This is a genomic window from Cellulosimicrobium sp. CUA-896 (assembly GCF_001942335.1).
In the GTDB taxonomy this organism is placed as follows: Bacteria; Actinomycetota; Actinomycetes; order Actinomycetales; family Cellulomonadaceae; genus Cellulosimicrobium.
Genome location: NZ_MKKH01000003.1, coordinates 48,619 through 69,698 on the forward strand (window position 1 = coordinate 48,619; position 21,080 = coordinate 69,698).

A 21,080-nucleotide genomic window follows, 5' to 3' on the forward strand; every position below is an offset into this window, starting at 1 on the left:
TCGCCGCGGAAGTACGCACGCGTGTCCTCCGGCGCGTGGTGCACGGCCGCGCCGACCTCGCGCTCCGAAACGACCCGGTCGACGGCCCCGGCCGCGAGGAGGCGGTGGTAGACGCCGCGCTCGGGCCGCACGTCCGACCACTGCAGGTCCATCGCCGCGAGCCGCGGGTGCCCCCAGTCGAGCCCGTCGCGCTCGCGCAGGCGGTCGAGCAGCCGCAGCTTGGCGACCCACTCGACGTCGCGCGCGCACGCGTCGCGGTCCGCCCCGAGGCGCGCGAGCACCGACTCCCAGCGGGTGAGCACGTCGCGCGTCGGCGCGTCGGGCCCGTCGCGCCCGCGAGCCGTGTCGAGACGTCCGCCGCGACCTGCAGGTACTCGCGCTGCACCTCGAGAGCGGTGAGCGAGCGCCCGTCGGCCAGCCGCAGCCGCTGCGTCAGGTCGAGGTCGCGGCTCACGCGCTGGACGTCGCCCACCGGGTCCGCGAGGCGCAGCCCGGCGAGGCGCGCGCGCAGGTCCGGGCCCAGCTCCTCGAGGTGCTCGGCGACGAGGAGGACGAGCGACGTCGTCCCGGTCTTCAGGTACGTGGCCGGCTCGAAGAGGTTCGCGTCGCCCAGGATGAGGTGCAGGCGTCGCCAGCGCTGGCGGTCGGCGTGCGGCTCGTCACGCGTGTTGACGATGGGGCGCCGCAGCGTCGTCTCCAGACCGACCTCCGCCTCGACGTAGTCCGCCCGCTGGGAGATCTGGAACCCGTGCTCCTCCCCCGCGGGCCCGAGCCCGACCCGGCCCGAGCCGGCGAACACCTGCCGCGTGACGAGGAACGGCGTGAGGACCTCCACGAGGACGCCGAACGGGACCGACCGGTCCACGAGGTAGTTCTCGTGCGTGCCGTAGCTCGCGCCCTTGCCGTCGACGTTGTTCTTGTACAGCACCACCGGCGACCCGGGCGCGTTCGCGAGCTCCCGGGCCGCGGCGAGCATGACGCGCTCGCCCGCCACGTCCCAGCACACGACGTCGTGCGGCACGGTCACCTCGGGCGAGGAGTACTCCGGGTGCGCGTGGTCCACGTACAGCCGTGCCCCGTTCGTGAGGATGACGTTCGCCGCGCTCGGGTCGTCGTACTCCTCCGACGTCGGGCGCGCGAGCTCCTGGAGCGAGCCGGCGCGCGCGCCGTCCGCCGACGGACCCGACGGTGCCGGGGCGGCCGGGTCGTCGGTGAGCATCGACGGGTGCGCCGACGCGCGCGGCACGTGGAACCCGCGCGCGTCCTGCAGCGGGTCCTCGTCGTCGTAGTCCCACCGCGCCCGGCCTCGCGCGCCGTCGCTGCGCGCCGCGAGCGCCCGGTACGTCGTGACGACCTGGCTCGACATGAGCATCGGGTTGGCCAAGGGCTGGCCCGGCTGCAGGACGCCGTACTCGGTCTCGATCCCCATGACCCGTCGAACGCTCACGCGCCCACCCTAAGCCGCACCTGCGACGACGCGTCGCGTTCGTCCACGTGCGGTGGGATCGCCCGTCGTGGTCGGGGGCCCGTCTGTGGTCGGGTCCGCGGGCACAGCGCCGTCGGTGCTCGGCTGCCGCGCCGTCACCTCGGCCGTTCGGCAGTCGGTTCGCGCGCGCGGCTTCTACGCCCTTCGCATCCGACGCCGCCCCGCCCGCTCTTCCGTCAGCCCACCCCGTCCGCCATGCTGCGCGTCCGGCGGCGCATCCGGTCCGCACGACCGGCGTCCGTCGGCGGTCTCGTCGTCGACGCGACGCGTCTGCGGCCCGCGTCGGCGAGGCGGGGCGGCCCGCCCGGCCCTGTTCGCGGACGGGTCACGGAGCGGTGATCGCCTCCCACGGCGAGGCCCGTGCACGACTGCGGCGGGGCGTGGCCGGAGGGGCGGCCGTGCCGGGTCGTGGCGGGTCTGGCGGGAGCGCCGCGAGGGACGAGCGGCGCGGATGGTAGACCCGGCACGGCCGCCCCGGAGGTCACGCCCCGGCGCCCCCAGCACCCGACCCCCGGCACGGACCCGCTACAGGTACTGCCCGGTGTTGGTCACCGTGTCGATGGTGCGCGGCGAGCCGCCCTCGCCCTTCTTCTGGACGATCGTGCGGATGAAGACGATGCGCTCGCCCTTCTTGCCGCTGATGCGCGCCCAGTCGTCGGGGTTCGTGGTGTTGGGCAGGTCCTCGTTCTCCTTGAACTCGTCGACGCACGCGGCGAGCAGGTGGTCGACGCGGATGCCGCGCTGGCCGGTCGCGAGGAGGTCCTTGATCGCGGACTTCTTGGCCCGGTCGACGACGTTCTGGATCATGGCGCCGGAGTTGAAGTCCTTGAAGTACAGGACCTCCTTGTCACCGCTGGCGTACGTGACCTCGAGGAACTGGTTCTCCTCCTCCTCGGAGTACATGCGCTCCACGACGGAGCGGATCATGGCGTCGAGCGCCTCGCGCTGGTTGCCGCCGTGCTCGGCGAGGTCCGCCGCGTGGATGGGCAGGTCGTCGGTGAGGTACTTGGCGAAGATCTCCTTGGCGCCCTCGGCGTCGGGCCGCTCGATCTTGATCTTCACGTCGAGGCGTCCGGGCCGCAGGATGGCGGGGTCGATCATGTCCTCACGGTTGGACGCGCCGATGACGATGACGTTGTCGAGCCGCTCGACGCCGTCGATCTCCGACAGCAGCTGCGGCACGATGGTGGTCTCGACGTCCGAGGAGAGCCCGGTGCCGCGCGTGCGGAACAGCGACTCCATCTCGTCGAAGAACACGACGACGGGCGTGCCCTGCGAGGCCTTCTCGCGCGCGCGGGCGAAGATCAGGCGGATGTGCCGCTCCGTCTCGCCGACGTACTTGTTGAGCAGCTCGGGGCCTTTGACGTTGAGGAAGTAGCTCTTCACCGCGCCGGGCTCGACGCTGTCGCCGCGAGAGCGCGCGACGGTGTGGGCGAGCGAGTTCGCGACGGCCTTCGCGATGAGGGTCTTGCCGCAGCCGGGCGGGCCGTACAGCAGGACGCCCTTGGGCGGGCGCAGCCCGTGCTCGCGGAACAGGTCGGGGTGCGTGAACGGGAGCTCGACGGCGTCGCGGATCTGCTCGATCTGCGGGCCGAGACCGCCGATGTCCTCGTACCGGATGTCCGGCACCTCCTCGAGGACGAGCTCCTCGACCTCCGACTTCGGGATGACCTCGAAGACGAACCCGGAGCGGGTGTCGATCGTCAGCGAGTCGCCGACGCGCAGCGAGGTGCGGGCGACGGAGCCGGCGAGGCGCACGACGCGCTCCTCGTCCGCCCGGCCGACCACGAGGACGCGCTCGGCGTCGAGGATCTCCTTGACGGTGACGATCTCGCCGGTGCGCTCGTACCCACCGGCCGCGACGACCGTCATCGCCTCGTTGAGCTTGACCTCCTGGCCGGGGCGCAGCCGGTCGACGTCGATGCTCGGGCTCGCGCCGACGTGCATCTTGCGCCCGGACGCGGACACGTCGACCGAGCCGTCGGCGTGCGCCGCGAGGAACACGGCGTACGTCCCCGGGGGTTTCGCCAGCTCGTCGATCTGCCGCTTGAGCTCGAGGATCTGGTCGCGGGCGGCGCGCAGCGCCTCGGCGAGCCTCTCGTTCTTCGCGGACAGCAGCGCCAGCTCGCGCGCGGTGCTCGTCGCGCCCTCGTCGCTCCGGGATGTCTCGCTCATCGGGTGTCCCCTCTCGCCGTCGGCACCCCCGGCCGCGGGACGGAGTCCGCCGCGGCGGTCGGGTCCTCGACTCTAGGCACAATTGTCGTCCGCGTACACGGACGACACTCGCGATGAGACGACGCGGGCGGGATCGTCACCCGGCCGTCACGCGTCGCGCACGTCGTCGGGCGCCGGACGAGCGACGGCTGTCCCGGTCGCCGCCTCCTCGGTCACCGCCGGCTCCGGCGCCTGTCCGACGTCGCGCCGCACCCGGCGGATCTTCTTCGCCGAGACGGGGCGCTCGCCGAGCTCCTCGGGCGACCACCGCTCCTCGTCGGTCGGGTAGGCGCCCTTGGCGGGGCGGCGCTTGCGCTCCGGCGGGGCGACGCCGTCGGCGAGGCGGCGGGCGGTGAGGAGGAAGCCGGTGTGCCCGATCATGCGGTGCTGCGGGCGCACGGCGAGGCCCTCGAGGTGCCACCCGCGGACCATCGACTCCCAGGCGACCGGCTCGGCGTAGCGGCCGTCGGCGCGCAGGTCCTCGGCGAGGCGGGACAGCTGCGTCGTCGTCGCGACGTAGCACACGAGCACGCCGCCGGGCACGAGCGCGCGGGCCACGACGTCGAGGTTCTCCCAGGGCGCGAGCATGTCGAGCACGACCCGGTCGACCGACCCGTCGGCGGCGACCGTGGGCAGCACGTCGGCGAGGTCGCCCACCGACAGCGACCACGCCGGGTGCTCGCCGCCGAAGAAGGTCTCGACGTTGCCCCGTGCGATGGCCGCGAAGTCCTCGCGGCGCTCGATCGAGTGCAGGTCGCCCGCGTCGCCGACGGCGCGCAGCAGCGACATCGTCAGCGCGCCCGACCCGACCCCGGCCTCGACGACCCGCGCGCCGGGGAACACGTCGGCCATCGCGACGATCTGGCCCGCGTCCTTGGGGTAGACGACGGCGGCGCCGCGCGGCATGGACAGCACGTAGTCGGACAGCAGCGGGCGCATCGCGAGGTACTCGATCTCCGCGGTGTTGCGCACGACCGTGCCCTCGGGCTGCCCGATGAGGTCGTCGTGGCGCAGGTAGCCCTTGTGGGTGTGGAACGTCGCGCCGGGCGCGAGGGTGATGGTGTGCAACCGACCGCGCGGGTCGGTGAGCTGGACCTTGTCGCCGACACGCAGGGGTCCGCGGCGCTGCGCGGCGCCGGTCGCGTCGGTCGGGCGGGGCTCGTCGGACGTCGTGGGGGCGGGCTCGTCGGTCACGGGCGACCATCCTACGGGCGGGCCCGCCCGCAGGCGCCCGCGCCGGTCAGCGCCGCCGCGCGTCGCGCAGCGCAGCCACCACGCGTGCCACCTCGAGGGCACCGACGACGCGGCCGTCCTCGACGACGGGGACCACGGAGGCCTCCCGTCCCGCGACCGCGAGCGCCGCGAGCATGTCCTGCCCCGCCAGCGCGGCGTCCACGGTCGCCTGCGCGGGCAGGGGGACGGCGACGGCCCCGACGGGGGTGGTCTCGGCCACGTCGGGCGGCACCGCGGCGGCCGCCGTCGGGTCGACGTACCCGACCGGACGGCCCGCCGGGTCCACGACGACGGCGAGGACGTGCGGCCCGCCCGCGCGGGCGACGTCGCGGCCCACCGCGGCGACGGACGCGCCCGATGCCACGGGGACGGCCGGGCGGGCGAGCCCGCGCACGGTCAGCCCGGAGAGCGCGTCGCGAGCCCGGCCGGCCGCGATCGCCTGTCCCGCGCCGCCCAGAGGAACGCGCCGATGAGGGCCGCCCACCCGACGGTCCACAGGTCCGGTCGCACACCGAGCGTCAGCGGCCACAGCAGCGCCCAGGCGACGACCCCGACCGCGACGGCCCGGCCGACCCATCCTGCGGCGACGGTGCCCCTGGTCCGCGACCCGGTCGCCGCCCACACGGCGGACTCGAGGATCTGGCCGCCGTCGAGCGGCAGGCCCGGGAGCAGGTTGAAGAAGCCGACGAACGCGTTGGAGAACGCGGCGGCGTACAGCAGCAGCGCCGGGACGGAGAACGTCGTCTGCGCCTGGAAGGCGAGCCAGAACACCACCGCGAGGACGAGGTTGGTCAGCGGGCCGACCACGGAGATGAGGAAGCCGTCGAGCGGGCGCGCCGAGGTCCCGGAGTAGGCGGTGTGCCCACCCCACAGGGTCACGGCGAGCTCGGTGACGCGCTGCCCCCGGGCGCGCGCGACGAGGGCGTGCGCGACCTCGTGCAGGAACACGGAGGCGAAGAGCAGCAGCACGAACGCGAAGGAGACGAGGTAGATCTCGGTGCCGAGCTGCGGGGCGAGGCGCTGGACGGTGGGCGCGAACAGCACGGTGAGCACCGCGGCGGCGAGGAACCACGAGGGCGTGAGGATCACCGGCGCGCCCGAGACGCGGCCGATGACCCACCCCCGGGTCCGTCCGGGCACGTCCTGACGTGCGGGCGTGCGAGGTCTGCGGGGCTCGGGTCCGTCCACCCTGGAAGGGTATGCGGTCAGGGGGCGACCGACGTCACGTCCCGCGCCATGAGGTCGACCGGGTCGCCGCCGACGACCCGCGCGAGCAGGTCGAGGTCGACGAGCTCGAGGGACGGCGTCCGGCTCAGGCCCGGCGCCGGCTCGACGGGCACGACCGCCTCGACGCCGACGGTGGCGGCGCCGGCGGCGCGCGCCGAGGCGATGCCGGCCGGCGAGTCCTCGAGCGCGACGCAGCGGGTGATGTCGACGCCGAGCCGCTCCGCCGCGGTGAGGTACGGCTCCGGGTCCGGCTTGCCGTGCTCGACCTCGTCGCCGCAGACGAGCACCTGGAACGCGTCCGACGGCGCGAGCTCGACCACCGGCTCGGCGAGCTCCCGGTAGGACATCGTCACGAGGGCGCACGGGACCCCGGCCTCGCGCAGGGCGGTGAGCAGCGCGCGCGCACCGGGCTGCCACGGCACCTTCACCCGCACCTGGTCGATGACCCGCCCGAGGAGGAAGCGCACGATCTCCTCGACGGGCAGGTCGACACCGCCGCGGTCGCGCAGGATCTGCGCCGACGTCAGGAGCGGGTTGCCGACGAGCGCCATCGCGTCCTCGTGCGTCCACGTGCCGCCGTGCGCCGCGACGAGCTCGTGCTCCGCGGCGATCCAGTACGGCTCGGTGTCGACGAGCGTGCCGTCCATGTCCCACAGGACTGCGGCGGGCAGGCTCCCCGGCGCAGCGCTCCGAGCTGCCGAGGCATCGTTCGGCGAGAGGGTCACACGTTCTCCTGGGGTCGCAGGGCGTCGGGGGGACCACCCGAGGCTACGTCACCCTCCCGCGCACGGGCCGGGCGGTCCGGGCACCGGCGACCGCAGCACGTCGGCTGCCCGCGACGAGCGACACCGCCGAGGTCGCGCTCGTACCCGGTCGGCTACCAGGTGAGCCGTTCCGTGGCGTATCTCTTGAGGAGGTCGCGCACGTCCGGGTCGAGCAGGTAGGAGAAGTGGTCGCACTCGATCCGGTACGGCGTCCCCACGGCGAGTGCCGAGGCCTGCGGCACGACACGGTCGTTCGGCTGCTGGAGGAACAGCTGGCGCAGGCTCTCGTCGACGAACGACCAGGAGTCCGCGCCCTCGGCGGTGCTCCCCCCGACGGCGGTGACGCCCGAGGACCCGAGCGCCGTCCGGGCGAGCCCCAGGTAGTCGCTGCCCTCCTGCATCGCGGCGATACCCGGTGGGAGGACGCGCGGAAGGGCGAGGCTCGCGAGACGTGTCGCGGTGTCGACGAACGGTCCGCCCGCCCACCGCAGCGCACCGAGGACCGCCTGGAGACCACGCCGACCCGCTTCGGCGGTCCCGATCAGCGGCGTCCCGAGGTAGGGGGTGCCGAGCGAGATGACGGTCGTCTCGACCCCCTGCTCTCGCAACAGGTGCATCGCGTGGCGTGCGACCAACCCACCGCGCGAGTGAGCGACGAGCGTCACCCGACGCGGCCGCACGCGTCGCACGAGCGCGTCGGCGAGCTCGTCCGCGTTCGACACCAGCGGCTGCCACGTGTCGTGCTCGAACCGCAGCACGGTGGCGAGCCGGGGCAACAGCTCTCGCAGGGTCGCCGCGATCGGGACGGCGCAGCTCATCGTCCCGTGCACGGCGACGACCGCGTCGTCGTACGACCGCGCGTAGCTGACGTCCGGGCACGTGTCGACCGTCTCGCGGTCCGCCGCCGAGTACTCCGCCAGACGGTCGCGCCGCGTGGGGTCGCTGCGGTGCTTCAGGGCGCCGTGCGAGGCGATCATGACGATCCGGCCCACGAGGATTGCTGCCCCACGCCGGGCAGCCAGCCTCACGCGGCCGAACACCCCCCGCTCGCGCGCGGTGCGCAGCACGCCGTCGACGACGTCCGTCCCCTCCCCGGCATACGTGCGCCACAGGACTCCCCACTCCGTGTCGTCGGAGAGGCTCGGGCCGAACCCGACGGGCTCGCGGACGAGATCGCGGTTCTCCGGGATGACGAACACCTCGTCGACGTGCGCCGGCACGACCGCGACGAACGCGTCGGGACTGAGCGCCACCTGCGCGGAGAACGCGCGCTCGTCGCGCCCCTGGCTCACCCGGTAGGTGAACCACCCGTTGTTCGTCCCCTCGTCGACCCTCACCGCGGGGCCGGTCTCGCGGAACGACGCGGCGTCCGGGCCGGCTCTCCGGGCGAGCTCGACCCTCGCCCCGAGCGCCCCGAGCGCGGCGAGGTCCGGGTACCCGGCGAGCGGGCTCCAGTGCTCGGGGTCCGTCCCCGTGAACAGGTCCGACTGGCGGGCCTCGGTCACGGCGCGCTCGACGAGCCCGGGCGCGAGACCTCCGCGTCCCAGACCGAGCACGGTCTCCATGCCGGCCCCACCGTCGAACAACAGCGGGTAGCCGATCTCGTCGTCACGTCGCCCCCCGGGCGGCTCGACCGGCGCATGTCCCCTGACCTGCAGGGTGGGGATGGCCTCGACCGGTTCCCCCGAGAGCGCACCGACGACCTGCACCACGTGGATCCCCTCCCGTCATGGGGTCGGCGACGGACGACAGGTCAGCGATACCACCGTCCGGCACCTCTCGTCACGGTCGACGCCGCGGTGCGGGACCCGCACCCGCCGCGGCGTCGTCGGGGATGCCGTGGTTCCAGTACTCCATGGACTGCAGGACCCAGAAGATCGTGAAGAACAGCAGCAGCGACGCCTCGACCCAGAAGATCCACGTGCGTGGCGGGCTGGCGTCGCTCCACCAGACGGCGAGCAGGATCACCGCCACGACGGCCAACGTCGCGAGCATCGCGAGCGCCACCGCGCCGTAGGACCAGCGGAACTGGCTCGGTGTGAGGCCGTCGACCTGGTCCTCGCCCTTGGACGCGACGCGGCGCGCGTGATGATCACGACGGCCACGATGCACGCGAACATCGTGATCGCGGCGGTGTTGTGCCCGGCCGAGAGGAACGACTCCGCATCGACGAAGAGCCAGAGACCGAACAGGAGCGCGACGGCGGTCGTCACGGCCAGTCCCGCACGGACGGCGCTGCCTCCCACCTGCTCACGCCCTCGAGAGCTCCATGCGGTCCACCAGGCGAACACCAGCGTCAGGGCGCCCACGACGAACAGCGCCCGCATGTTGTTCTCGATCCCCGGCACGAGGTCCGGCGGGACGCACGTCGAGGCTCCGTCCGCGCAGGCGGCGGGCGGCGTGGGCCTGACCCGCGTCGGCACGAGCGCCACGACGGGGGCGAGCATGCCCGCGAGGTTGAGGAGCGTCTCCTCCCACCCCTTCCCCCGGATCGCGATCAGCGCGAGACCGATCGCGACCAGTGCCCCGACGAAGACGCTGCGCACCGGCGTGTAGTAGTAGGAGCTGATCGAGCCGCGCAGCGGAGCGTCCGCGCCGACGATCGCGAACGACAAGGACAGGGCGAGGAGCACCGCCATCGCGACGATCCCGGTGCGCAGGTATCGGTACGTGAGCAACGTCGAGTCGTTGAGCGGAGCGTCCGTGCGCCCCACCGGAGCCTCGTCGACCGTGGCGTCCATGGCTGTCCCCTCTCCCTCGAAGGCGACATCCCCTGCTGCCTCGAACGATCCACCTCCGCCCGGTCGACGACAACCGCCCGACCGGGTGAAACCGGCGAGCGGCGACGAGCGGTGACCGCCGCGGCGCGACGACGCGCTCTTCGCCACGCGCGAACCCGCGCGGCGCCCGTCGGCGGGTTCGCCCTACGCTGGGGCGATGAGCGAGAACGCGCACGACGGCGCACGTCAGACCGTGATGATCGCGGCGTTCGAGGGCTGGAACGACGCGGGCAGCGCGGCGACCTCGGCGCTCGCGCACCTGCACGAGGTGTGGGGCGCGGAGGACGTCGACGAGCTCGACCCGGAGGAGTACCACGACTTCCAGGTGAACCGACCGATCGTCACGACCGACGAGGACGGCAACCGCGAGATCACCTGGCCGACCACGACGATCGCCGCCGCGACGGTCTCCCCGAGCGGCCGCCGCGTCCTGCTCGTGCACGGGATCGAGCCGTCGATGCGCTGGCGGCGCTACTGCCGCGAGGTGCTCGACCTGGCCGTCGCGCACGACGTGCGGACCGTCGTCACGCTCGGCGCGCTGCTCGCCGACGTGCCGCACACCCGCCCCATCCCGATGACGGCGACGTCGGAGAGCGTCGGGCTGCAGGCGGTGCTCGACGTCGAGCCGAGCCGCTACGAGGGCCCGACGGGCATCGTCGGGGTGCTGCAGCACGCCGCGGCCGAGCGCGGCATGCAGTCGGTGTCGCTGTGGGCGGCGGTCCCCCACTACGTGGCGCACCCGCCGTCCCCCAAGGCGACGCTCGCGATCCTCGCCCGGATCGAGGAGCTGCTGTCGGAGCCCGTCCCGCTGGGCGACCTGCCGGAGGACGCGCAGGCGTGGCAGCACGGCGTCGACGAGCTCGCGGCCGAGGACGCGGAGATCGCGGAGTACGTGCAGCAGCTCGAGGAGGCGAAGGACACCGCCGAGCTGCCGGAGGCCAGCGGCGAGGCGATCGCGCGCGAGTTCGAGCGCTACCTGCGGCGTCGCGACCCGGGCAGCCCGGGCGAGCGCGGGAAGGGCCCCTCGGCCTGACCGCTCCCCCGGCCCACGGCCGGCGGGCGCCGACGCGGGTGGCTCAGAGCCGCACGCCGAGCAGCGCGTTCACCGCACGCGAGACGACGCCGGGCGCCCCCTCCTCGTCCCCGGACGTGTCCCGGCCGGGCCGCAGCGCCTCGGCCGCCCACGCGTCGACGGCCGCGACCGCGCCGGGCGCGTCGAGGTCGGTCGCGAGCGCGGCACGGACCGCGTCGAGCGTCGCGGTGGCGTCGGGCCCGCCGTTGCCCGAGACGGCGTCCCGCCAGGTCTCCAGACGCTGCACGGCGGCGGGCAGGTCGTCGTCGGTCCACTCCCACTCGTCGCGGTAGTGGTGCGCGAGCAGGGCGAGCCGGACCGCCATGGGGTCGACGCCGGTGGCGCGCAGGTTCGACACGAGGACGAGGTTGCCGAGCGACTTGCTCATCTTGTGGCCCGCGTAGCCCACGAGGCCGGCGTGGACGTGCACGCGGGGCCCGGAGCCGTCGGAGAGCACGCGGTCGTGCGAGGTCGACATCTCGTGGTGGGGGAACAGCAGGTCGGCGCCGCCGCCCTGGACGTCGAACGGGAGCCCGAGCGCGTCGCGCGCGATGACGGCGCACTCGACGTGCCACCCCGGGCGGCCGGTGCCCAGCGATCCCCCGTCCCACGCGGGCTCGCCGGCACGCTCGCGCCGCCACAGCAGCGGGTCGAGCGGGTCCTTCTTGCCGTCACGGGCGGGGTCTCCCCCGCGCTCGGCGAACAGGCGTGCCATCGTCTCGCGCGTGAAGCGCGACACGGAGCCGAACGCCGGGTCGGCCGACAGGTCGGCGTAGACGTCGCCGAGCCCCGGGTCGGTCCCCCCGGCGCCCGGCTCGACCGGCACCCGGTAGGCCGCGCCCGCGGCGAGCATCTCCTCGACGGCCTCGACGACGGACGGGATGCGCTCCACGACGCCGTCCCAGACGTCGGGCGGGAGCACGCCGAGGGCGGTCATGTCCTCGGCGAAGAGCGCGATCTGGTCCGCGGCGAGCGCGCGCCAGTCGACCCCCGTCGCGGCGGCACGCTCGAGCAGCGGGTCGTCGACGTCGGTGACGTTCGAGGCGTACGTGACGCGCTGGCCGGCGTCGCGCCAGGCGCGCACGAGCAGGTCGAACGCGACGTAGGTGTTGGCGTGCCCGATGTGGGTCGCGTCGTACGGCGTGATGCCGCACGCGTAGAGCGTCGCGGTCGGTCCCTCGGCGGCGACGACGAGCCCACCGGTGGTCGAGTCGTGCACCCGGACGGGGCGGCCGCGGCCGGGGAGCTCGGGGATCTGCGGGGCGGGCCAGCTGTGCACGCGACCACCTTAACGGCCGCCCCGGGGGCGCCGTGCCGCCGTCCCACCCGGCGACGGCCGGTGGGGGTGGCGTCGGCCGCGGGGCGGCGTACGCGTGCCGCTCGGCCCTGTGCGTCGCGCTACGGCGTCGAGGCGGCGGTGCCGCCGGGCTCCAGGACGCCGACGAGGAGCAGGAGCACGACGAGTGCGGCGAGACCGAGCCGGTAGACGACGAACGGCGCGTAGGAGAACGTCGAGACGATCTTGAGGAACGCGATGATGACGAGGTACCCGACCACGAACGCGACGAGCGTCGCGATGAGCGTCGCGCCCGCGCCGGGCGCACCGGGCTCCGGCTCCCCGGCCGACTTCACGAGCTGGTAGAAGCCGGACCCCAGGACCGCCGGGATGGCGAGCAGGAACGAGTAGCGGGCCGCGGCCTCGCGCGTGAATCCCATGAGCAGACCGGCGGTGATGGTGCCGCCCGAGCGGGAGACGCCCGGGACGAGCGCGAGCGCCTGGGCGAAGCCGAACGCGACGGCCTGGCGCGGCGTGAGCTCGCGCAGCGTCCGGCGCTTCGCGCCGACCCGGTCGGCCCAGCCGAGCACGAGGGCGAACACGGCGAGCATCAGCGCCGTGAGGTAGAGGTTGCGGAAGGTGTTCTCGATCGACTCCTGGAACAGGAGCCCGAGCACGACGATCGGGATCGACCCGAGCGCGATGAACCACGCCATCGCGGCGTCGTGGTCCGCGCGTCCGGTGCGGGACCGCCAGTCGGAGCCGTGGTCGCCGCGCAGCGACCGCCACCAGGCGGCGCAGATGCGCGCGATGTCCCGGCGGAAGTAGAGCAGGACGGCGGTCTCCGTGCCGATCTGCGTGATGGCGGTGAAGGCCGCTCCCGGGTCGGACCCCAGGAGCTCCCCGACGATGCGCAGGTGCGCGCTCGAGGAGATCGGGAGGAACTCGGTGAGACCCTGGACGAGGCCGAGGAGGACGGCTTCCCACGCGTTCACGAGCGGACACGATACCCCGGCGCGGAGCGCTGACCTGCACCACCGGGTGAACTTTCCCGCGGTGCCCGCCGGCACCCGCCGGGACCGCGCGCCGACCCGCGCGCGAGGGGCCCGCCGGTAACCTCGGCTCCCATGGAACACCGTCAGCTCGGCCGCAGCGGCCTGCGCGTCTCCGCACTCGGGCTCGGCACGATGACCTGGGCGCGGGACACCGACGAGCTCGACGCCGCCGAGCAGCTGCGCGACTTCGTGGACGCGGGCGGGACGCTCGTCGACACCGCCGCCTCCTACGCCGACGGGGACGCGGAGTCGCTCATCGGCTCGCTCCTCGGCACGAAGGTCGACCGCCGGGACGTCGTGCTGTGCACCAAGGCGGGCGTGCGGCGCACCTCGGCCGGCCCGGTGGTCGACGCGTCGCGCGGGGCGCTGCTGGACTCGCTCGACGCCTCGCTCGCCCGCCTCGGCACGGACCACGTCGACCTGTTCCTCGTGCAGGCGCCCGACGCCCGCGCGCCGTTCACCGAGACGCTGTCCGCGCTCCGGCAGGCCGTGACCTCGGGCCGGGCGCGCTACGTCGGCCTCTCGAACCACCCCGCGTGGTCGACGGCTCGCGCGGCGGCGCTGCTCGACGGTCCCGACGACGTCGGCCTCGCCGCGGTCGAGCTCGAGTACTCGCTCCTGCAGCGCGGGGTCGAGCGCGAGGTCGTGCCCGCCGCGCAGGCCCTGGGCCTCGGCCTCCTCGCCTGGTCGCCGCTCGCCCGCGGGGTGCTGACCGGCAAGTACCGCCGCTCGCTGCCCGCCGACTCCCGGGCCGCGTCGGCGCACCTCGCCGGCTTCGTCGAGCCCTACCTGGACCAGGAGTCCGCGGGGATCGTCGAGGCGGTCGTCACGGCCGCCGAGGGCCTGGGCCGCGCCCCGCTCGACGTCGCGCTGTCGTGGCTGCTCGGCCGTACGGCGGTCGCGGGAGCGATCGTCGGCGCCCGCACGCCGGCCCAGCTGCGGGCGTCGCTCGCTGCGACCGACCTCGAGCTGCCCGTCGCCGTACGGGCCGCGCTCGACGACGTGAGCGAGCTCGGGGTGGGCTACCCCGAGCGGTGGTGACGACCGCCTCACGGCCTCCTGGGCGAGGGGGTCAGCGCGCGCCGTCCGCCTCGAGCTCGGAGACGACCTCGTCGTCGAGCGGCTCCAGCTCCTCGTCCTCGTCGTCGTCCTCGTCGTCTCGTCCTCCTCGGCGAGGTAGAACGGGGTGGCCTCCCCGTGCACCTGGCCGAGCGCCTCGTCGTAGACCTCGAAGGCGTCCGCGAGCACGTAGTAGGCGTCGTCGACGGCGGGGTCGTCCTCCCCGCGACGTGCGGCGACGGCGTGTAGTGGGCCTCGAGCGCGGCGACGAACCGGTCGAGGGCGGCACGCGGGTCAACGGTCATACCCTGACCGTAGCGCCGGGAGGGGCACAATGGCACACGTTGAGAACGGTGGCGGGCACGGCCGGCCACCGGCACGACGGACGAGAGGGACGGTGAGTCGTGGGAAGCACGCCGACGTCACGCAAGCGGTCCGGGTGGGCCACGCACGGTGGGCAGTACGAGTACCGCGTCCTGACGATCGACCGCTCCACGAGCCGGTCCGACGCGAACCGCCTGCTCACCGACGAGGCGGAGTACGGGCGCTGGGAGCTCGCCCGGACGCGGCTGTACGTGGGTGGTGAGCGGCGTGTGTGGTTGCGGCGCAAGATCATCCGGGTGAGCTCGACGCTCTGAGCGACGTGGCCGCCGTCTTCACCAAGTCCCGGCCGGACGCGCCACCGGGGTTCTTCGCGTGCGAGGCCGCGGGACTGACGTGGCTGCGGGTGCCGCAGGGCCCGCGCGTCGTGCGGGTGCAGGGCGTGGGGGCGACGCACCTCGACCTCGAGCGGCTGCGCCCCGCACGGCCCACGCCCGACGCGGCGCGAGCGCTCGGGCGCCGGCTCGCCGTCCTGCACGACGCCGGCGCGCCCGCCTGGGGTGCGCCGCCCGCCGACTGGGAGGGCGACGCGTTCTTCGGCCCGCTCGACGACCCGCTCGTGATGCCCACGGGCGCCTGGCCCGACTGGCCGACGTCTACGCGCAGGCACGCCTCGCACCGGTCGCGCGCAGGGCCGCGAGCGCGGTGCCCTCACCGCGGACGACACGCGGCTCCTGGCGACCCTGGGCGACCGTCTCGCCGACCTCGCCCGCCCCGCGCTCGACGACGCGCCCGCGCGCCTGCACGGCGACCTGTGGTCGGGCAACGTCCTGTGGACCTCCGCGGAGCCCGCGCCGCGCGACGAGCCGGACCCCGGGATCGAGGGCGTGCTCATCGACCCCGCGGCGCACGGCGGCCACCGCGAGGCGGACCTCGCGATGCTCGCCCTGTTCGGCGCGCCCCACCTCGAGGAGCTCCTCGCCGGGTACGCCGAGCAGCACCCGCTCGCGCGCGGCTGGCGCCACCGCGTCGCGCTGCACCAGGTGTACCCGCTCGCGGTGCACGCGGTCCTGTTCGGCGGGAGCTACGTGCCGCAGCTGCGAGCCTCCGTCACGGCGCTGCTCGACGGGCGCTGACCCGCCGGTCGGCGCAGGCCCGGCGGGACGCTCAGCAGGTGCGCAGCAGGCGGTCGAGCACGCGGACGCCGAACCGGAGCGAGTCGACGGGCACGCGCTCGTCGACGCCGTGGAACATGCCGGAGAAGTCGAGGTCGGCCGGCAGGCGCAGCGGCGCGAAGCCGTACCCCGTGATGCCGAGGCGAGCGAGGGACTTGTTGTCGGTGCCGCCCGAGAGCGTGTACGGCAGGACGGCGGCGTCCGGGTCCTCGACGTGGAGGGCGTCGACCATCGCGTCCACGAGGTCGCCGGTGAACGGGACCTCGAGGGCGATGTCGCGGTGGATCTCCTCGACCCGCACGTGCTCGCCCGCGAGCGCCTGCAGCGTGGCGAAGCCTCCTCCTCGTGCCCGGGCAGCAGGCGCGCGTCGATCGCGGCCTCCGCCCGGCCCGGGATGACGTTCGCCTTGTACCCGGCGGTCAGCTGGGTCGGGTTCGACGTGTGGCGGACCGTCGCGCCGACGAAGCGCGACGCCGGTCCGAGGGCCGCGACGAGCGCGTCGACGGACGCCGGGTCGTGCGGGTCGAACGGCAGCCCCGTGAGGTCGGCGACGCCGCGCAGGAGCGCGTCGACGGTCGGGGTGAGGGTGTACGGCCACGTGTGGGCGCCGATGCGCGCGACCGCCTCGGCCAGGTGCGTGACCGCGTTGTCGGGGTTGACCTGCGATCCGTGGCCGGCGCGGCCCTCGGCCACGAGGCGCAGCCACGCGATGCCCTTCTCGGCGGTCTGGAGCAGGTAGGCGCGGCGCCCGTCGACCTCGACGGAGAACCCGCCGACCTCGCTGATCGCCTCGGTCGCGCCCTCGAACAGCTCGGGACGGTGGTCGACGGCGTACCGCGCGCCGTACACGCCGCCGGCCTCCTCGTCGGCGAAGAACGCGACGACGACGTCGCGCGCGGGCTTGCGCCCCTCGCGGACCATCTGGCGCACGACCGCGAGGATCATCGCGTCCATGTCCTTCATGTCGACCGCGCCGCGGCCCCACAGCAGGCCGTCGCGCTCCTCCCCCGCGAACGGGTCGACGGACCAGTCCCCGGCCTGCGCGGGGACGACGTCGAGGTGCCCGTGCAGCACGAGCGCGGGACGCGTCGGGTCCTGCCCCTCGAGCCGCACGACGACGCTCGCGCGCCCCGGCGCGGACTCGAACAGCTCGGGCTCGAGACGACCTCGTGCAGCAGCGCCATGACGTGCTCGGCGGCGGCACGCTCCCCCGGGCCCGAGCCGTCGCCGAAGTTCGAGGTGTCGATGCGCAGCAGGTCCTGGCAGATGCGCACCACCTCGTCCTCGGCGCTCGGGACGGGCACGGCAGGGCTGTCGGGGCGGAGGCTCGTCATGCGCCCCACGCTACCCGCCGAGGTAGAGGGTTCTCCGCCGAGGTAGAGGGAGATTCCCTCTACCTCGGCACGAAGAGCTCTACCTCGCGGGGCGTGCGACCCCGGAGCCGGGCCTCAGGCGTCGAGGCCGCGGCGCGCGAGCAGGGGCGCGATGTCGGCGTCGCGGCCGCGCAGCTCGCGGAACGAGGCGAGCGGGTCCTGCGAGCCGCCGCGCGCGAGGAGCGTGCGGCGGAACCGCTCGCCGTTCTCGCGGCGCAGCCCGCCGTTCTCGCGGTACCACTCGACCGTGTCGGCGTCGAGCACCTCCGACCAGATGTACGAGTAGTAGCCGGCCGCGTACCCGCCGCCGAACACGTGGTTGTAGTACGTGGTCCGGTAGCGGGGCGGGACGGGGCCGAACGCCACGCCCGCCGCCTCCAGCGCCGCCGTCTCGAAGGGCACGACGTCGTCCACCGACGCGGGGACGTCCTCGGGCGCGAGCGTGTGCCACGCCTGGTCGAGCAGGGCCGCAGCGAGGTACTCCGTGGTGGCGAAGCCCTCGTTGAACTGGCGTGACGCGAGCATCGTGTCGACCCAGGAGGTCGGCATCGGCTCGCCCGTGACGTGGTGCACGGCGTACGAGCGCAGGATCTCCGGGTCCCACGCCCACATCTCGTTGACCTGCGACGGGTACTCGACGAAGTCGCGCGGCACGTCGGTGCCCGACTGGGACGGGTAGCGCACGTCGGAGAACAGCCCGTGCAGGGCGTGACCGAACTCGTGGAACAGGGTGATGACCTCGTCCCACCGCAGCAGCGTCGGCTCGCCCGCCGGCGGCTTGACGATGTTGAGGTTGTTCACCACGACGGGCCGCTGCCCGAGCAGGTGGTTCTGGTCGACGAGGTTGTTCATCCACGCGCCGCCGCGCTTGGCCTCGCGCGTGTACCAGTCGGCGAGGAACAGGCCCATGCCCTCGCCCGGGGCACCCGGCGTCTCGGCGTCGAAGACCTCGAACACGCGCACGTCGGGGTGGTACCCCACGAGGTCGGTGCGCTCGGCGAAGGAGATGCCGTACAGGAGCGTGGCGGCACGGAAGACGCCTCGTGCACCACCTTCTCGAGCTCGAGGTAGGGACGCAGGAGACCGTCGTCGAGGGCGAAACGGTCCTTGCGCACGCGCTCGGCGTAGAACGACCAGTCCGAGGCGCGCAGGTCCGCACCCGGCTCGTCCGCCCGGAGCGCGGTCTGCAGGTCCGCCGCCTCCGTGCGCGCGTCGCGACGGCGGCGGGGGCGAGGCGCGAGAGCATCCCGTGCACGGCCTCGGTCGTCTTCGCCGTCGCGTCCTCGGCGACGTAGGCGGCGTGGTGCTCGTACCCGAGCAGCCGGGCCCGCTCGGCCCGCAGCCGCACCGTCTCGAGGACGGTGGCTCGCGTGTCGTGCTCGTCGCCGCCGGCGCCACGCGCCTCCGAGGCGCGCTGGACGCGCTCGCGGACGTCGCGACGCGCGAGCGAGGCGAGGACGCCCTGCTGCGTGGGCAGCTGCATCTCGAGCAGCCACGCGCCGTCGTGCCCGCGGGAGGCGGCGGCGGCCGCAGCCCCGGCGACGGTGTCCTCGGACAGGCCCTCGAGCTCGTCGCGGTCGGTGACGAGCACGCTCGCCGCGTTGGCGCCCGCGAGCAGCTTGCGGCCGAACGCGGCCTCAAGGCTGGTCAGGCGCGCGTTGAGGTCGCGCAGCCGCGCCTGCTGGGTGGCGTCGAGCTCGACGCCCGAGCGGCGCAGGTCGACGAGCAGCGTGCGCAGGAGCCAGGCGGCGTCCGGCTGGAGCGTCAGCGTGCCGGCGTCGGCGGCGTCCTGGAGGGCTCGGGCCCGCGCGTGCAGCCGCGTGTCCATGTAGATCGCGTCGTGGTGCGCGGCGAGCTCGGGCGCGATCGTCTCCTGGATCTCCTCGAGCCCGGGCGTCGCGTCGGCGCTGACCTGGTTGAAGAACGCGTGCCCGACGCGCGACAGCGCCTGGCCGGACCGCTCCAGGGCCTCGAGCGTGTTGGCGACCGTCGGCGGCTCGGGGTCCGTCGCGATCGCCTCGACGGCGGCGCGCTGGGCGGCCATGGCCGCCCGCAGCGCGGGCAGGTAGTGCTCCTCGCGCACCGCGGTGTAGTCGGGGAGCTCGTACGGCAGCGTCGACGGTGCGGCGAACGGGTTGGCGGGGTCGAGGTCGAGGACGGCGCCGGTCGGCGCCACGGGCGAAGACGTCATGGTGCCCATCCTCACCCCGCCGTGCGCGCAGCGGAAACCGGGTGCGTCCACGGCTCGGCGGGCTCGCGCGGGTCGTCCGCGAGCAGGGTGGCCACCCAGGCGTCGCGCCGCACGCCGCGCTGCACCGCGTGGCCGCGCACCGTGCCCTCGACGCGGAAGCCGAGTCGCCACGCCAGACGCCGCGAGGGCCAGTTGCCGACGTAGGCCTGCCACGACAGGCGGGCCAGGCCCAGCACCTCGGGGTCGAACGCCGCGTCGACGACGAGACGGCCCGCCGCGGTCGCCAGCCCCCGGCCGCGGCCCGCGGGCGTCATCCAGTAGCCGAGCTCCGCGGAGCGCTGGGAGGCCGGGGCGTCGTCGAGCCCGAGACCGACCATGCCGAGGAGGGGACCGAGCCCGTCCGGTCCCGGCACGCCCGACGGACCGACGCTCTCGCGCACGGCCCACGTGAGCACGTCCCCCCGCTCCCAGCCCGGGGCCACGTGGTCGCGCACGAAGCCGAGCGCGTCGTCGCGCGTGTACGGGGACGGGAGCACGGTCCACGCGGCGATGTCGGGGTCCTGGCACGCCGCGGTGATCGCGTCGACGTCGTCGAGCGTCGGTGCGGCGAGGTGGACGGTGCCGTCGTCGAGGGCGAAGGGCTGCACCCGGCCACCCTGCCACGCGGTCGCAGCCGGGTCACGACGATTCCCGTGGCCGGAGCGGCCGTCCGCGGGCGCGCGGGCACCGCCGCGGGTGCTCAGCCGGCGAGGGCGTCGGCCGCGGCGGTCCAGTCGAGGTCGTGCGCACGCGCGACCGCCTCGTTGAGCAGCGTGCCGCGGTGGGTCGAGGCACCCGCGCGCAGCAGCGGGTCGTCGCGCACGGCGCCCAGACCGCCGTCCGCGAGCGCCGCCAGGTAGGGCAGGGTCGCGCTCGTCAGGGCCTGGGTGCTGGTCACCGGGACGGCACCGGGCATGTTCGCGACGCAGTAGAACGTCGTGTCGTGGACGGCGAAGGTGGGGTCGTCGTGCGTCGTGGGGCGCGAGCTCTCGAAGCACCCGCCCTGGTCGACCGCGACGTCGACGAGCACGGCGCCGGGGCGCATGCGGGCGACGAGGTCGTCGCTCACCAGCCGCGGGGCGCGGGCACCCGCGACGAGCACGGCGCCGACCACGAGGTCCGCCTCGAGCACCTCGCGCTCGATCGCGTACGCGCTCGACGCGACCGTGCGCACGCGGCCGCCGAGCTCGTGGTCCAGGCGCGCAGGACGGGCAGCGAGAGGTCCAGGACGGTCACCTCGGCGCGCATCCCGACGGCGATCTGGGCGGCGCTGCGCCCGGCGGTCCCGCCGCCGAGCACGACGACCGCCCGGGCGGCGTCCCGGGCACGCCGCCGAGGAGGACGCCGCGACCCCCGGCCGAGCGCTGCAGCAGCCACGCGCCGACCTGCGTCGCCATGCGTCCGGCGACCTCGCTCATGGGCGCGAGCAGGGGCAGGCTGCCGTCGGGCGCCTGCATGGTCTCGTACGCGACCGCCGTCGTGCCGGCGTCGAGGAGCGCCCGGGTGCCGGCCCGGTCGGCGGCGAGGTGCAGGTACGCGAACAGCAGCGTGTCCTTGCGCAGCAGCGGGTACTCGGCGGCGACGGGCTCCTTGACCTTGCACACGAGCTCCGCCTCGCCCCAGACCTCCTCGGCGGTGGCGACGACCCGTGCGCCGGCGCGCTCGAACTCCGCGTCGGACAGGTGGGAGCCGTCGCCGGCACCGGACTGGACGAGGACCTCGTGGCCGGCCCGCACGAGGTGGTGGGCGCCGGCGGGCGTGAGCGCGACGCGGTCCTCGTGGTTCTTCACCTCGGTGGGGATGCCGATCCGCATG

The 21,080-nt window shown here is 74.6% G+C and carries 15 protein-coding genes and 5 pseudogenes; 4 read left to right on the forward strand and 16 right to left on the reverse strand.

Translation table 11 applies throughout. The features are described from left to right. Positions 1-8: 8 nt before the first annotated feature. The 10 genes and pseudogenes from BJF88_RS22805 to BJF88_RS01200 form a co-directional block, all read right to left on the reverse strand. Positions 9-302, reverse strand: a pseudogene (locus BJF88_RS22805) (proteasome accessory factor PafA2 family protein); the annotation flags it as partial. 98 nt (positions 303-400) lie between these two features. Beyond that, positions 401-1,429 (reverse strand): annotated as a pseudogene (locus tag BJF88_RS22810) (proteasome accessory factor PafA2 family protein); the annotation flags it as partial. Positions 1,430-2,011: 582 nt separating this feature from the next. Further along, positions 2,012-3,661 carry a proteasome ATPase gene (gene arc, locus BJF88_RS01170; protein ID WP_075827438.1) on the reverse strand — a complete coding sequence of 550 codons (1,650 nt, stop codon included), beginning with the start codon at positions 3,659-3,661 and terminating at the stop codon, positions 2,012-2,014. Between the two features lie 147 nt (positions 3,662-3,808). Further along, positions 3,809-4,894: a tRNA (adenine-N1)-methyltransferase gene (locus BJF88_RS01175; protein WP_075827470.1), complete on the reverse strand. Its 1,086-nt coding sequence runs from the start codon at positions 4,892-4,894 to the stop codon at positions 3,809-3,811. A gap of 46 nt (positions 4,895-4,940) precedes the next feature. After that, a complete protein-coding gene (locus BJF88_RS20780; protein ID WP_255371632.1) occupies positions 4,941-5,297 on the reverse strand; it encodes a hypothetical protein in 357 nt (118 codons plus the stop codon). Between the two features lie 32 nt (positions 5,298-5,329). Then, a complete protein-coding gene (locus BJF88_RS01180; protein ID WP_255371633.1) occupies positions 5,330-6,073 on the reverse strand; it encodes a site-2 protease family protein in 744 nt (247 codons plus the stop codon). 65 nt (positions 6,074-6,138) lie between these two features. Then, positions 6,139-6,885 (reverse strand): HAD family phosphatase, encoded by a 747-nt coding sequence (locus BJF88_RS01185; protein ID WP_075827439.1) that lies wholly within the window; start codon positions 6,883-6,885, stop codon positions 6,139-6,141. Positions 6,886-7,037: 152 nt separating this feature from the next. After that, positions 7,038-8,636, reverse strand: a complete 1,599-nt coding sequence (locus BJF88_RS01190; protein WP_075827440.1) for a triacylglycerol lipase — start codon at positions 8,634-8,636, stop codon at positions 7,038-7,040. A 70-nt stretch (positions 8,637-8,706) separates the two neighbouring features. Next, positions 8,707-8,919 (reverse strand): hypothetical protein, encoded by a 213-nt coding sequence (locus tag BJF88_RS01195; protein WP_139315847.1) that lies wholly within the window; start codon positions 8,917-8,919, stop codon positions 8,707-8,709. After that, positions 8,889-9,665, reverse strand: coding sequence for a hypothetical protein (locus BJF88_RS01200; protein WP_075827442.1), 777 nt, complete (start codon positions 9,663-9,665; stop codon positions 8,889-8,891). The genes BJF88_RS01195 and BJF88_RS01200 overlap by 31 nt, the downstream gene beginning before the upstream one ends. Positions 9,666-9,861: 196 nt before the next feature. Between BJF88_RS01200 and BJF88_RS01205 the strand changes: the two genes are divergently transcribed. Next, the gene (locus tag BJF88_RS01205; RefSeq protein ID WP_075827443.1) at positions 9,862-10,737 is read left to right on the forward strand and encodes a PAC2 family protein; all 876 of its coding nucleotides are present in this window, start codon (positions 9,862-9,864) and stop codon (positions 10,735-10,737) included. A 43-nt stretch (positions 10,738-10,780) separates the two neighbouring features. Here BJF88_RS01205 and mshC read toward each other — a convergent pair whose 3' ends face one another. Then, a complete protein-coding gene (gene mshC, locus BJF88_RS01210) occupies positions 10,781-12,055 on the reverse strand; it encodes a cysteine--1-D-myo-inosityl 2-amino-2-deoxy-alpha-D-glucopyranoside ligase (protein WP_075827444.1) in 1,275 nt (424 codons plus the stop codon). A gap of 119 nt (positions 12,056-12,174) precedes the next feature. Then, positions 12,175-13,047 (reverse strand): undecaprenyl-diphosphate phosphatase, encoded by an 873-nt coding sequence (locus tag BJF88_RS01215; RefSeq protein ID WP_075827445.1) that lies wholly within the window; start codon positions 13,045-13,047, stop codon positions 12,175-12,177. Between the two features lie 132 nt (positions 13,048-13,179). Between BJF88_RS01215 and BJF88_RS01220 the strand changes: the two genes are divergently transcribed. The 3 genes from BJF88_RS01220 (at position 13,180) to BJF88_RS22815 (ending at position 15,623) form a co-directional block, all read left to right on the forward strand. Further along, complete coding sequence (locus BJF88_RS01220; RefSeq protein ID WP_075827446.1) at positions 13,180-14,148, forward strand: aldo/keto reductase; 969 nt, start codon at positions 13,180-13,182, stop codon at positions 14,146-14,148. Positions 14,149-14,570: 422 nt separating this feature from the next. Next, positions 14,571-14,804: a DUF5703 family protein gene (locus BJF88_RS01225; RefSeq protein WP_075827447.1), complete on the forward strand. Its 234-nt coding sequence runs from the start codon at positions 14,571-14,573 to the stop codon at positions 14,802-14,804. A 417-nt stretch (positions 14,805-15,221) separates the two neighbouring features. Beyond that, the gene (locus BJF88_RS22815; RefSeq protein WP_222843895.1) at positions 15,222-15,623 is read left to right on the forward strand and encodes a fructosamine kinase family protein; all 402 of its coding nucleotides are present in this window, start codon (positions 15,222-15,224) and stop codon (positions 15,621-15,623) included. 31 nt (positions 15,624-15,654) lie between these two features. On the opposite strand, the pseudogene BJF88_RS01235 reads toward BJF88_RS22815, so the two are convergent. The 4 genes and pseudogenes from BJF88_RS01235 to ald all read right to left on the reverse strand — a co-directional run bounded on the left by BJF88_RS01235 (position 15,655) and on the right by ald (position 21,079). Further along, a pseudogene (locus BJF88_RS01235) lies at positions 15,655-16,996 on the reverse strand (M20/M25/M40 family metallo-hydrolase). Positions 16,997-17,110: 114 nt separating this feature from the next. Next, positions 17,111-19,235: pseudogene (locus tag BJF88_RS01240) on the reverse strand (M3 family metallopeptidase). Between the two features lie 2 nt (positions 19,236-19,237). Continuing rightward, entirely contained in the window at positions 19,238-19,873 is a 636-nt protein-coding gene (locus BJF88_RS01245) for a GNAT family N-acetyltransferase (RefSeq protein WP_075827448.1), read from the reverse strand. Between the two features lie 92 nt (positions 19,874-19,965). Further along, positions 19,966-21,079 (reverse strand): annotated as a pseudogene (ald, locus tag BJF88_RS01250) (alanine dehydrogenase). Position 21,080: the final 1 nt, after the last annotated feature.